At 60.0% G+C, this 12,723-nt stretch carries 11 protein-coding genes and 1 pseudogene; 4 read left to right on the forward strand and 8 right to left on the reverse strand.

The window, feature by feature from the left end; translation table 11 throughout:
* Positions 1–150 precede the first annotated feature (150 nt).
* Positions 151–279, reverse strand: a pseudogene (locus ACM6J5_RS18135) (tRNA 2-thiocytidine(32) synthetase TtcA); the annotation flags it as partial.
* 282 nt (positions 280–561) lie between these two features.
* On the opposite strand from ACM6J5_RS18135, the gene ACM6J5_RS18140 reads away from it, so the two are divergent.
* Both ACM6J5_RS18140 and ACM6J5_RS18145 read left to right on the forward strand, forming a co-directional pair.
* A complete protein-coding gene (locus ACM6J5_RS18140) occupies positions 562–1,164 on the forward strand; it encodes a Yip1 family protein (RefSeq protein ID WP_008051494.1) in 603 nt (200 codons plus the stop codon).
* Positions 1,165–1,321: 157 nt separating this feature from the next.
* Positions 1,322–1,816 (forward strand): SprT family zinc-dependent metalloprotease, encoded by a 495-nt coding sequence (locus ACM6J5_RS18145; protein ID WP_095942681.1) that lies wholly within the window; start codon positions 1,322–1,324, stop codon positions 1,814–1,816.
* A gap of 121 nt (positions 1,817–1,937) precedes the next feature.
* Here ACM6J5_RS18145 and ACM6J5_RS18150 read toward each other — a convergent pair whose 3' ends face one another.
* The gene (locus tag ACM6J5_RS18150) at positions 1,938–3,119 is read right to left on the reverse strand and encodes a CaiB/BaiF CoA transferase family protein (RefSeq protein WP_095942682.1); all 1,182 of its coding nucleotides are present in this window, start codon (positions 3,117–3,119) and stop codon (positions 1,938–1,940) included.
* Positions 3,120–3,264: 145 nt separating this feature from the next.
* Positions 3,265–4,599, reverse strand: a complete 1,335-nt coding sequence (locus ACM6J5_RS18155) for a dicarboxylate/amino acid:cation symporter (protein ID WP_414929081.1) — start codon at positions 4,597–4,599, stop codon at positions 3,265–3,267.
* A gap of 338 nt (positions 4,600–4,937) precedes the next feature.
* Between ACM6J5_RS18155 and ACM6J5_RS18160 the strand changes: the two genes are divergently transcribed.
* The gene (locus ACM6J5_RS18160; RefSeq protein ID WP_095942684.1) at positions 4,938–5,936 is read left to right on the forward strand and encodes an AraC family transcriptional regulator; all 999 of its coding nucleotides are present in this window, start codon (positions 4,938–4,940) and stop codon (positions 5,934–5,936) included.
* Between the two features lie 74 nt (positions 5,937–6,010).
* On the opposite strand, the gene ACM6J5_RS18165 is transcribed toward ACM6J5_RS18160, so the two are convergent.
* The 3 genes from ACM6J5_RS18165 to ACM6J5_RS18175 all read right to left on the reverse strand — a co-directional run bounded on the left by ACM6J5_RS18165 (position 6,011) and on the right by ACM6J5_RS18175 (position 8,823).
* Positions 6,011–7,357 (reverse strand): ATP-binding protein, encoded by a 1,347-nt coding sequence (locus ACM6J5_RS18165; RefSeq protein WP_095942685.1) that lies wholly within the window; start codon positions 7,355–7,357, stop codon positions 6,011–6,013.
* A complete protein-coding gene (locus ACM6J5_RS18170; protein ID WP_095942686.1) occupies positions 7,354–8,031 on the reverse strand; it encodes a response regulator transcription factor in 678 nt (225 codons plus the stop codon). Before ACM6J5_RS18170 ends, ACM6J5_RS18165 begins: the two co-directional genes overlap by 4 nt.
* A gap of 189 nt (positions 8,032–8,220) precedes the next feature.
* Positions 8,221–8,823: a hypothetical protein gene (locus ACM6J5_RS18175; RefSeq protein ID WP_095942687.1), complete on the reverse strand. Its 603-nt coding sequence runs from the start codon at positions 8,821–8,823 to the stop codon at positions 8,221–8,223.
* A 233-nt stretch (positions 8,824–9,056) separates the two neighbouring features.
* Here ACM6J5_RS18175 and ACM6J5_RS18180 point away from each other — a divergent pair, with 233 nt between their 5' ends.
* Positions 9,057–9,782, forward strand: a complete 726-nt coding sequence (locus ACM6J5_RS18180) for a 4'-phosphopantetheinyl transferase family protein (protein WP_224790002.1) — start codon at positions 9,057–9,059, stop codon at positions 9,780–9,782.
* Between the two features lie 126 nt (positions 9,783–9,908).
* Here the strand turns inward: ACM6J5_RS18180 and ACM6J5_RS18185 are convergent, their stop codons facing one another.
* The gene (locus ACM6J5_RS18185; RefSeq protein WP_095942689.1) at positions 9,909–11,519 is read right to left on the reverse strand and encodes an ATP-binding protein; all 1,611 of its coding nucleotides are present in this window, start codon (positions 11,517–11,519) and stop codon (positions 9,909–9,911) included.
* Entirely contained in the window at positions 11,516–12,238 is a 723-nt protein-coding gene (locus tag ACM6J5_RS18190) for a response regulator (protein ID WP_008051517.1), read from the reverse strand. Before ACM6J5_RS18190 ends, ACM6J5_RS18185 begins: the two co-directional genes overlap by 4 nt.
* Positions 12,239–12,723 lie beyond the last annotated feature (485 nt).

Below are 12,723 nucleotides of genomic sequence, written 5' to 3' on the forward strand. Positions count from 1 at the left end.
GACAAAATAGTTAGTCCAATAACTAGTTCAGAAAAGACTAGTCTGGAAACGAGCTTTGTCAAACGAAAAGGATATATGAGTGTTACACAGCGGGGCTTAAAGAGACGGCTTCCAGCTTTCTTTGCTTTACAAAATATTTGTCGCTTATATCTTGCCACCGGACAGGCAGACCATGACCTTGTCGCCGTCTTCAATCATGTTGAAGTCGGCAACCGCCTCACCGGCCAGTCGGCGAAGGCGCTTTTGCAGTTTGTTCTGGTTGACCGTGAGAGTGCCCATGACGCGAAGTCCGTGAGGTGTGACGAAAGGCCGGCATTTTACGCAAAAACACCTCAGGGGCGAAGTGCCTGGCCAAAAGGGCCGTTCGCCACAGACCCGGCGGCGATTAACAACCGGGTTTACAGCGCGATTTGCTCTAAAGCCCCTACTCCCTCTGGGGAAACTCCTCCCTATACTGCGACATAAGGTCACATACAAATTCAGACCTATGACTTGCTTGGCCACATTGGCCCGTAGGCGCTCCGCTGGGGGGCGATGGTAAAAACAAGAGGAGTGACTGGCATGATCCATCACGTAGTGGGGCTCTTCACCCACCCTGACCAAGAATGGAAAGAAATCCGTGGCGACCAGGAGGAAAGCATCAGCCACATGTACCTGACCCATACACTGATCCTGGCGGCGATCCCCGCCGTGTCTGCCTTTATTGGCACCACACAGGTCGGCTGGGTCATCGGCAATCGACCTCCCGTAATGCTGACCGTAGAAAGCGCGATATGGATGACGATCATGTCGTACCTGGCGATGCTCGGCGGTGTCGCGGTAATGGGCGCATTCATCCACTGGATGGCCCGCACCTATGACGCCAACCCAAGCCTCGCCCGCTGCATTGCGTTTGCAACCTACACCGCTACACCGCTGTTCATCGGTGGCCTCGCCGCCTTGTACCCGCATTTGTGGCTGGGGATGATCGTCGGCACCGCCGCCATCTGCTACACGGTGTACTTGCTGTACGTGGGCTTGCCGACATTCATGAACATTCCATCTGACGAGGGCTTCCTGTTTTCAAGTTCGGTGCTCGCCGTAGGCCTGGTGGTGCTGGTCGCCATCATGGCGTTCACAGTCATTGTCTGGGGACTCGGCGTGGGGCCGGTCTACACCAGTTAGCCGCTCATCACTGAAAATCGGAACTGCCGACAAAGGCCGCCGCAAGGCGGCCTTTTCATTCTTCAGCAACGAGGCGGCACACGACCATTCGTCAACCTGGCGATTCGCAAGGTCCGAGGGTTGCGGCATACTCGACCGCTCTGGAGATCCATCAAGCATGCCCGAGCAACTCAATACCCGCGTCGAAGACTGTTTCCAACAAGCCGAATCCTTTTTCAAACGACCTTTCAAGCGCCCCGTGGTGAGCCTCAAGCTGCGCGGGCAAAAAGCCGGTGTCGCGCATTTGCACGAGAACCTGCTGCGCTTCAACCCACAGCTGTACCGGGAAAACGCCGAAGATTTCCTCAAACAGACCGTGGCCCATGAAGTCGCACACCTGATCGCCCACCAGTTGTTCGGCGACCGCATCCAGCCCCATGGCGAAGAGTGGCAATTGATCATGCGCGGTGTGTACGAACTGCCGCCCAACCGCTGCCACACCTATGACGTCAAACGCCGCAGCGTGACCCGCTACATCTACAAGTGCCCGTGCGCCGACAGCGACTTCCCGTTCTCGGCCCAGCGCCACAGCCTGGTTCGGCAAGGACGGCGGTATTTGTGCCGGCGGTGTCGCAATACCCTGGTGTTCAGTGGGGAGATGCGGGTCGAGTAGTTGAGTTTTGTAGTGGCTGCACTGGCCTCTTCGCCAGCGGGCTGGCTCCCACAGGGGATCATCGGTCCACCATAGATCCATTGTGGGAGCCAGCCTGCTGGCGAAAGCGATTTATCAGGCACTAAAGAACCACCTGGGAACGCCGCAGTTCATCTATCCGCTCAACACTGAACCCCAGTTCCCCCAACACCTGATCCGTATGCTGCCCCAGCGCCGCGCCAATATGCCGGGGCTCAGGCAACCCTTGTGAAAACTTCAGCGGACAAGCCATCTGCGCCTGGGACGAGCCATCGCCCCGGGGCACTTCGGCCACCAACTCCCGCGCCTGCAACTGTGGATGATGCAGCGCTTCTCCCAGGCTCAACACCGGCTCGACACAGGCATCCAGTTCGGCAAACAGTGTGCGCAACTCGGCAAAGTCATGCTTTTCGAATTCGGCCTTCAGCGCGTCTTTAAGCTGTTTCTGCTGCGCCGGTTGCGCTGACAGGCCGAGACCGGCCAACGCTTCCAACCCCAACGCCGTGCACAGCTGTTTCATGAATACCGGTTCCAGGCTGCCCACCGATAGCCAGCGGCCATCCCGGGAACGGTAGTAGTCGTAGAAACTGCCGCCGTTGAGCACCTGGTTTTCCGGACCCGGCTCGACGCCGCAGGCCAGATACCCGGCACCCGCCATCGCATTGAGGCTGAACGCGCAGTCGGTCATGCTGACATCCAGGTGCTGGCCCTGACCGGTTTGCTGCCGGGCAACGACCGCCGCCAGCAAGCCAATCACCCCATGCAACGAGCCACCGGCGACATCCGCCACCTGCATGCCCAACGGCAAAGGCCCACTGTCGGCACGGCCGGTGTAACTCGCCAGACCGGACAGGGCCAGGTAGTTGATGTCATGGCCGGCGCGGTCCTTGTAGGGGCCGGTCTGGCCGTAGCCGGTGATCGACACATAAATCAATTTCGGATTGATTGCCTTCAGGGCTTCGTACCCCAACCCCAAACGCTCCATGACACCCGGGCGGAATTGCTCGAGCACAATGTCGTAGTCCTGCAGCAACGACCTGATCACCTCCAGCGCCTCAGGCTGTTTGAGGTCCAGGGCGAGGCTGCGCTTGTTGCGGTTGAGGTAGGCATGACTGGCTGACACGCCTTGATCGTGGGGCGGCAACACCCGCAGCAGATCCATGCGGGTCGGTGATTCGATGCGCAGCACTTCGGCGCCCATGTCCGCCAGCAGCAACGAGGCGAACGGCCCCGGCAGCAGTGTCGAGAAATCCAGAACCTTGAGTGATGCCAGTGGACCGAGCATGGGCGTTCTCCCTTAATGATGCCCACAGCCTAGGCAGCCGATCGCTTTGCAGCAATCACCTTATACGCCACGTGCAGTGACCGTTGCGCTCAATCGTCGGGCATGAAAAAACCCGCCGAAGCGGGTTTTCTCATTACAACAAGGCTTACTTGGCGTTAGCTGGGGCTACCTCTTCGACGTGGCCCAAAACATCGTCTTTAGGCTCGTCGGCAATGCCGCGGCCGCCCGAAGCCAGCTCGGCTTGCAGCACGTCGGTGTCCAGTTCCTTGACCCACTTGGCCACAACGATGGTGGCCACGGCGTTGCCGACCAGGTTGGTCAGGGCACGGGCTTCGGACATGAAGCGGTCGATACCGAGGATCAGCGCCAGGCCGGCAACCGGCAGGTGGCCGACGGCGGACAGGGTGGCAGCCAGTACGATGAAACCGCTACCGGTCACGCCCGCAGCGCCTTTGGAGGACAGCAGCAACACCACCAGCAGGGTGATCTGGTGCGTGATGTCCATGTGCGTATCGGTAGCCTGTGCAATAAACACCGCGGCCATGGTCAGGTAGATGGCAGTACCGTCGAGGTTGAACGAGTAGCCGGTCGGGATCACCAGACCCACGACAGATTTCTGCGCGCCCAGACGCTCCATCTTGATCAGCATGCGTGGCAGTACCGATTCCGAAGAAGAAGTACCCAGCACGATCAGCAGTTCCTCACGGATGTAGCGGATCATTTTCAGCACGCTGAAACCATGAATGCGAGCGATGGAGCCCAACACGATCAGGATGAACAGCAGGCAAGTGATGTAGAAGCAGGCCATCAGTTGACCCAGTTGCACCAGCGAGCCGACACCGTAGGCACCGATGGTGAAGGCCATGGCACCGAAGGCACCGATTGGCGCGAGCTTCATGATCATGTTGATGATGTTGAACATCACGTGGGCAAAGCGATCGATGAAGTCCAGCAGCGGCTTGCCGTAGGCACCCAGGCGATGCAGGGCGAAACCGAAGATCACCGAGAACATCAGCACTTGCAGGATGTCACCGGTGGCGAAGGCGCCGACGATGGTGGCCGGGATCACGTTCAGCAGGAAGCCGACGACGCTTTGGTCCGCACCAGCTGCAACATACGTGGCAATTTTGGAGGCATCGAGGGTGGTAACGTCGATGTGCATGCCATTGCCCGGCTGCACGATGTTGACCACGACCAGACCGACCAGCAATGCGATGGTCGAAACGATCTCGAAGTACAGCAGCGCGTAGCCGCCGGTCTTGCCGACCGCTTTCATGTCCTGCATGCCGGCGATACCGCTGACGACGGTGCAGAAGATGATCGGGGCGATGATCATTTTGATCAGCTTGATGAACCCGTCACCCAGCGGCTTTACCGCCACACCGAGCTGCGGATAGAAGTGACCGAGCAAAATACCGATGACAATTGCAACGATCACCTGGAAATACAGGGATTTGTACAGTGGCTGACGAGTCGTCATTGCAAAGTTCCTCAAGGGTGCCCGGTGACAACATCCATCTGTTGCCCGCAACACCGCAATTGCGAACCCTCCTGCACTGGAGGGATTTGTTTTTTCGAGCTGCGCAACGGCAGGCATCTGCATGTTGTATCGCAAGGCCCGTGCCACCTTCCGCAAAATCCCTGCAAGCCTTTTGATCTCAGGGGGCGCAGCGAATTCCCTGTTATCGGATGGATACAAGCATGTGGCGGATTTCCGCCCTTCCATTAAAAGTCGTCCTGCTATTTGGCGGATATCCGCCCTGTTCATGGCCGCGGCGCGCAGCTACCATCCGTCGATCAACGGTCAGATCTGCTGCCATGCGCGAACGCACCATTGCCAGTCATTTCGCCCGCGCCGCCCTGGGTGGTGCGCGTCGGCACGGCTACGACTATTCGGGCCTGCTACAGCAACTGGGCATCAGCCCCGAGTTGCTGGACGAGCCCCGGGCACGCATCGCTCCGGAGCAATTCGCCCAACTGATTCAGGCCTTATGGCTGGCACTGGACGACGAGTACCTGGGGTTCGGGCAAGCCCCAAGCAGGCCGGGCAGCTTCGCGATGATGTGCCATGCCGTGATTCACTGCCGCAACCTGGATAAGGCACTCCATCGCGGCTTATTGTTTTATAGCCTATTCCCCGGGGCTCCGCGTTTGACCCTGAGCCGCGAAGATGAATGGGTGCGCCTGAGCCTGGACGACTCGCAACTCTGGGACCCGGATCATTTCCTCAGCGAAAGCCTGCTGGTGATCTGGCACCGTTTCGGCAGCTGGCTGATCGGCCAGCGCATTCGCCTGGAGCAGGCCACGTTCAGCTACCCCCGGCCGGAACACGGCGCCGAGTACGACCTGCTGTTTTCCTGCCCGCTTGAGTTTTCCATGCCCCAGAGCAGCCTGTTGTTTCACAGCCGTTACCTGGCCATGCCGCTGTTACAGGACGAACGCACCCTCAAGCATTTCCTCGAGCGCTCCCCCGCCGACCTGCTCTCGCGCCCGGACGATGGCGACAGTTTGAGCAGCCGCCTGCGGCGCTTGCTCAGTCGCGACAGTTCACACTGGCCCGACCTGGAAGCCGTGGCCGCGCACCTGCACATCAGCCCGCAGACCTTGCGCCGGCATTTGCGGGAAGAGGGTTCGAGCTTTCAGGAGTTGAAGGACCAATTGCGCCGGGACATCGCGATTTATCACCTGAGCCGCGCCGACCTGTCGTTGCAACAGATCGCCGAGCAATTGGGGTTTTCCGAGCCTTCGGCGTTTCACCGGGCGTTCAAGAAGTGGACGGGGCTGACGCCGGGGGCCTATCGAGCTCAGGAAAACTGAGGTTCAAGGCTCAGCTACCTGGTGAACTCACTGACTTCATCGCGAGCAGGCTCGCTCCCACATTTGACAGTGTACTAAACCACCGGAAAATGAATCCGGAACGCCGCCCCGCCCATCGGTGAATCCCCCAGGGTCAGCTTGGCGCTGTAACTTTCGATGATGTCCTTGACCACCGCCAGGCCGATGCCCTGCCCCGGGTGCTGACGGTCCAGGCGCTCTCCGCGCTCGAGAATCCTTGCGCGCTGATCCTGTGGTACGCCAGGGCCGTCATCCTCGACACACAACTCGGTGCCGCTGAGGGTTTCACGAACGCTGATGCGTATTTCGCCCAGGCAAAGGCGATAGGCGTTTTCCAGCAAGTTGCCCATCATCTCCAGCAAAGCGCCCTGCTCGATCGGTACGTAGCACGGGTCGGGCAGGTCGAACGCGACGTGCACGCGCTTGTCGCGATAGACCTTGTCCAGCGTGTCGCACAGGCTCTTCAGTACCGGTCGCAAGTGCACCTGATGACGTACCAGACCGCTTTTGCGCAGGCTGGCGCGCTGCAACTGGTAGCTGATCTGCTGGCTCATGCGTTCGATCTGGGTTTGCAGCACCCAGGCCTGATCGCGATCCTCGGGCCGCTGGGCCATGTCCTCACTGACGCCTTGCAACACCGCCAGCGGCGTTTTCAGGCTATGGGCCAGGTCGTCGAGGGAATCACGGTAGCGACTGCGCTGCTCACGCTCGCTGTGCAGTAAACGGTTGAGGGAACCGGTCAGGCGCAGCAATTCCCGGGGATGTTCCTCACTGAGGCTTTCGCGGGTGCCACCTTCGATCTGGTCCAGTTCCTGGCTCAAGCGCCGCAATGCCTGCAAGCCCCAGGTCAGGCCGATCCACAGCAACGCCAGCAGCACCAGCAGTGCCGCGCCAAAACCCAGATAGAGATTTTCCCGCAGGCCTTCGAGGGTCAGTTCGTACTCGCGAACCGGCTGCAATGCCACGATGCTGAAGGCTGCACTTTTGCCGCCGAGCAACTTGACCTCGACGTCGTAGACGAAGAATTCCTGACCGCTGGCTTCGCGGATCCGTGCAAACTCGCTGCCACGTCCGTCGTAGCGCGGCCTGTAGTTGATGCGTTCTTCCTGGGTCGCCTTCGAGCGCCAGACCAGATGCCCTTCACGGTCATAGATGTAGCCGAGCAATCGGCTGTCGGTGAGGTTGAAGCGCTCGTCAGGCAATTGCGCCGGCATCTGCAGGCTGTTGTTCTCCACCCGGGCGGCCGAGATCAGCGTGGTCACGTCGGATGCCAGGCGCTGCTCGATGGAATCCTGCAGCGCCAGGCTGAAGGCACCCTGCATCGCCGGCAGCAACGCCAGCATGAACAACACCGCCAACAGCGTGGCGGCAAGCATCAAGCGTATGCGCAGCGAACGGATCAAGTGCAACGCTCGTTGAACAGGTAGCCCAGGCCACGCACGGTGTCGATCGGCTTGAACCCGCCCGGCCCCTCCAGTTTGCGGCGCAGACGGCCGACCAACACCTCGATTACATTCGGATCACGCTCGTCGTCATCCGGGTAGAGTTGTTCCATCAAGCGATCCTTGGGCACCACTTGCTGATGATGGCGCATCAGGTATTCGAGAATGCGGTACTCATACGCGGTCAGTGCCAACGGCTGTTCGTCAAGGGACGCCTGCTTGCGGTTCAGATCCAGCAGTAACGGACCAGCGACGATGGTCGACTGGGTGAAACCGCTGGAGCGCCGCAGCAAGGCATTCAGGCGCGCCTCCAATTCTTCGAACTGAAACGGCTTGACCAGGTAATCATCGGCGCCGGCGGCCAGGCCTTCGACCTTGTCCTGCCAGTTGCCGCGCGCGGTGAGGATCAGAATCGGGAAGGTTTTGCCACTTGAGCGCAACTGGCGAATCAGGTCGAGCCCGCTCATGCCCGGCAGACCGAGGTCGATCACCGCCAGGTCAAAGTTGAACTGTGCGGCCTGGTACAGCGCCTCTTCGGCGTTGGCCACGGACTCGACCACGTGGCCGCTCTCCGTCAGGCGGGTTTGCAGGTGATGACGCAGCAGCGCTTCATCTTCGATGACCAGCAATTTCATATTGCTCTCCCGGGCAAATCAACATCTCCATAGGCACAACGTCGCACCTCGATAGCTAACATGGCAACGGTCACTGTAGGAGCGAGCTTGCTCGCGAAGACGGCGTCACAGTCAACATTGATGTTGCCTGACACACCACTTTCGCGAGCAAGCTCGCTCCTACAGGCTTCGCGTTGGCGCATGCCCTTGTCAGAAAGCGTAGTTGGCGGACAGGTAAGTCTGGGCGCTGCTGGTCAGGTCCAGCGAACCCTGCTTGCTGCCGCCGCGCTCACTCATCTCGGTGCTGGCGTTGCTGCGCAGGTAACGGTAACCCAGTTCAACCGAAGTGTTCTGCGAAACCTGTTGCAGCACACCCACCTGGCCACCGATGGCGTAGCCGATATCGCTGTCGCGGCTGAAGCCTGGCGACTCCTGAGTCATTTTGGTCAGGCCGGCCGTGGCGCCACCGAACAGCCTGGTGCTGCCGCCCACCGGGTAGAACAGATCGTAGCTGCCCAGGAGGTTTTCCTGACGAAGTTTAATGCCGTTGTGGGAGCCCGACACATTGTCGTAAGTGGCGTAGTAGCGGCCCTTGGTGTTTTGCTGGCCGAGACGAACACCCCAGGTGGTGTCCTTGCCGATCACGCCATCGGCGTTCGGGTGATTGAGGTTGTCGTTCAGGGCGTGGGATTTTTTGACCTTGTCGCTGGTCTGTCCAAGAGTCAGGCTGGCGAAGTTGTCGTCGGACGCGAAAGCTGCGGTGCTTGCGCCCAGAACCGTGAATGCCAGAAGCAGTTTTTTGAATCCAGTCATTGGGGAGTTTCCTCATGTGCCGTTTGTTTTTTGGGTACGGGGCAAGGTTACGCACCGCGCCCTGAACTCCCCCTGAACACACTCTGAACCTGGGCTGAACCGACCCGCCCCGAGTATTTCGAAACGTTTCAACAGCAGATCCGACCATGCAATGGACAAGGCCAGCGCCGACTACCAATGCGTCAGAAGCTTTGCACTACCCAGCCTCAAGCCAACCCGGCAAAATGCCTGATATGAATCCAACCCCCGCCCTGCCCGTCTGTTGCACCCCCCTCGATGACCATTGGCCACTGCCGTTTGTGCTGCCCGATACGGTCCTGTTGAGTACTCACTTCGATAGCACCCAACTGGCCAGCGATGACTTTCAGCGCAGTGCTGTCGAAGCACCGGCGAGCATCCAGCGCTCGGTGGCCAAACGGCAGGCGGAGTTTCTCGCCGGGCGAGTGTGCGCCCGGGCCGCGTTGCAGCGACTCGAAGGCTTGAGTTTCATTCCCGCCATCGGTGAAGACCGGGCACCGGTCTGGCCTGCTCATATCACTGGCTCGATTACCCACAGCACTGGCCGGGCCGCGGCGATCGTGGCGAACAAAAGCCATTGGCGCGGCCTGGGCATGGACCTGGAAAACCTGCTCAATGCCGAACGGGCCGAACGCCTGGCCGGGGAAATCCTCAATCCGCCGGAGCTCCAGCGCATGGCGGCGGCTGATCACGATCAACGGGCGTTGCTGGTCACCCTGACTTTCTCGGTCAAGGAAAGTCTGTTCAAGGCGCTCTATCCGATCGTTCGGCAACGCTTTTATTTCGAACAGGCCGAAGTGCTGGAGTGGCGTGAATCGGGCGAAGTGCGGTTGCGACTGCTCACTGACTTGTCCAGCGAATGGCGCAATGGCACCGAGCTGGATGCGCAGTTCGGGGTCAAGGACGGGCAGTTGTTGAGTCTGGTCAGTATCAAGGCCTGAGGTTAATTGGCGCCTGTCAGGCCGCCATCGCGAGCAGGCTCGCTCCTACAGGGATTTGTGGCGTGACATAGATCCCTGTAGGAGCGAGCCTGCTCGCGATGGGGCCCTATCAGACAACGCAACATTTCAGCGCTTTTCCTGATTTCTCGGCCAGCTCAGGCTGAAGCACGCTCCGCCCAGGCTCTTGCTCTTGCCGATCAACGCGCGCCCGTCATGCCAATGGATGATGCGTCGCACAATGGACAGGCCTAACCCATGACCTCCAGATGCACGGGTGCGGCTGTCGTCGAGGCGCAGGAACGGCGTAAAGATCTTCTCCCACGCCGACTCCGGCACGCCCGGCCCGTCATCCTCGATATCCACCCGGCAACGCTGCTGCCCCACCTGATAGCTGATGGTCACCCGTGATTGCGCATGGCGCATGGCATTAGTCACCAGGTTCTGGATCGCCCGATGCAGGTAGCGCGGTTCAGCCTCGACCCAGGCGTCGTCGTTATCGGCGGCCGACAGGCACAACCCGCGCTGCACCGTGACGTCGGCACGCAACGGCGCCAGCTCTTCGATCACCTGATCGACCAAGGCATCCAGATCGATCCGCTGAAAATTCAGCGCCGGCGAGCCCTGCTCCAACCGCGCGTAGGTCAGCATCTCGTCCACCAGCCGGTCGAGGTCCTCGATGTCGTGGTCCATGCCCTGGCAGTATTTTTCCAGGGCTTGCGGCGTGGTGGCCGAACCGATCATCTCCAGGCCAAAACGCAGGCGCGCCACCGGCGTGCGCAATTCATGGGATACCGCGCGCACCAGTTCGCGCTGGATCGCCAGCAACTGCTGCAAGTGTTCGGCCATGCCGTTGAACGCCGAGGCCAGTCGTCCCACCGAGTCCGCACCGCGAGCGGGTACGCGGGTTTCCAGGCTGCCCTTGGCGATGCGCGTGGCGGCGGCTTCGAGGCCACGCAAGCGTCGCTCGAGCTGGCGCACCAGCAGATAGACGATCAATCCGATCAGCGACAGGCCCAGGGCGGCGATCAGCACCAGCCACTCCGGCGGATAAGGATTCATCTGATACAACGGACCGATTTCCAGGACCCACGGCGTGCCCACCATGCCGGCAAACACCCGGATCGAATCGCCCCCCTTGCCCAGCGCCATCACCGTGTCGCCCTCGGACACCCGGCGGCTCTGGTCTTCGTCCATGTCCGCCTGGTCGACCGTGACCAGCCGCAGGTCGAAGCCGAAACCCTTGCTTTCCTTCAGTTGCGCCAGGCGTAAGGGCTGGTCGGCAACCGGGGTACGCACCAGCTCATCGGTCAACAGGTAGATGGTCGCCCGGGCCAGTTGTTCGCTGATCTGCTGCACTTCCCCGGTGAGCATCAACTGTTCCTTGTCGCTGACCAGCTTGTAGACCTTCGCCGCGTGCGGCCCGGTCTGTTCCACCAATGCCTGGCCGCGCAACACACGGGTGCGCTGGGTCAGGTCGAGGTCGGTCTCGGCAAAGGTTTTCAGCGCCAGCGGAATCCCCAGCAGCCGCTCCCACACCAGCAAGGCCCGGTGGCGCTCGGTCTGGTTCATCGGTTGCAGGTTGTCGGCCATCAGTGAGAACGTGCCATGGGCCAGGCGTTCGCGGTATTGCTCGCTGCGCACCTCATTGAGCAGGTGCAACGCCAGCACACCGAGCACCGCCACCAGAATCAGCGCGGCGCACATGCCGCCATAGATACGCAGGAAGATCGAGTTCACAGGGACGGGTCTACGCAAGCCTCGGGAACGAACAGATAGCCTTTGCTGCGCACGGTCTTGATCAGCCGTGGATGCTCCGGGTCATCGCCGATTTTCGGGCGGATGCGCGAGATGCGCACATCGATGGAACGGTCCTGACCGTCATAGCCGATGCCCCGCAGCGCGGTGAAGATTTCTTCCCGAGAGAGGATGCGCCCGGCATTGGCCACCAATAGCCAGAGCAAGTCGAATTCGGCGCTGGTCAGCTCGATGCCGTTGCCCTGCAACCAGGCTTCGCGCAAGGCGTTGTCGACGATCAACGGGCCGAACTGTAGACGCCGCTGTTTTTCCGGGGCGACTTCGGGCGTTTCACTGCGTCGCAGCAACGCCTGGATGCGCGCCAGCAACAGGCGCGGACGTACCGGTTTGCAAACGTAGTCGTCAGCCCCCAGGTCCAGGCCGAGAATCTGGTCAGTGTCATCGGTGCGGGCAGTGAGCATCAGGATCGGGCCGTCATAGCGGGCGCGGACCTTGCGGCAAATGCTCAGGCCATCTTCACCGGGGAGCATCAGGTCGAGGATCACCAGGTCCGGTTGTTCCTTGATGATGCGATTCGCAGCAAGCGCGCCATTACCTTCGATCGATACACGCAGGCCATTGGCTTCCAGGTAATCGCGGGTCAGTTCGGCCAGTCGCTGGTCGTCCTCCACAATCAATACCTGCCAGGCTTCTTGCTCCACGGGTGACCTCTGCTTGCCAAAAACACTAATAAGGAAGGTTCCGCCCGTCTTTTTGTAATGATTCGGGGGGACAAATATGTATACACGCTGGGCCGATTGTATAAACGCCGCCCGTCGAGAACACAAGCGGGTAAATGCGTTCGGACGACAGGGTTTTTTGTGATAGGGTTCGCGCCCTTAAAAATCCGAACGGCTGTTTTCAATCGCTGAAAATCAGTGAAAAACAGTCCGCTCCAGCTAGCTCGCGGCCTACACGCCCGTTCCATCTTTCACACACAATTTACGCACAGGTTTATCCACAGGCAGTACGTTGCAACCCCCTCAAAAACGCATTATCTTGTACCTGGGCGCTAAAAAAACCCTACATGTAGGGTTTTAGCTGAAAAGCCCAACCACATTTCAGACCACAAACTCAAGCGCTTTATCGCCAGTTTTGGTTGAACCAAGCACGATTTTACAAGCCCAAACCGCACAGGCGGATGGCA

Origin of the sequence: Pseudomonas sp. IT-P74 (assembly GCF_949768175.1) — a bacterium.
Classification (GTDB): Bacteria; Pseudomonadota; Gammaproteobacteria; order Pseudomonadales; family Pseudomonadaceae; genus Aquipseudomonas.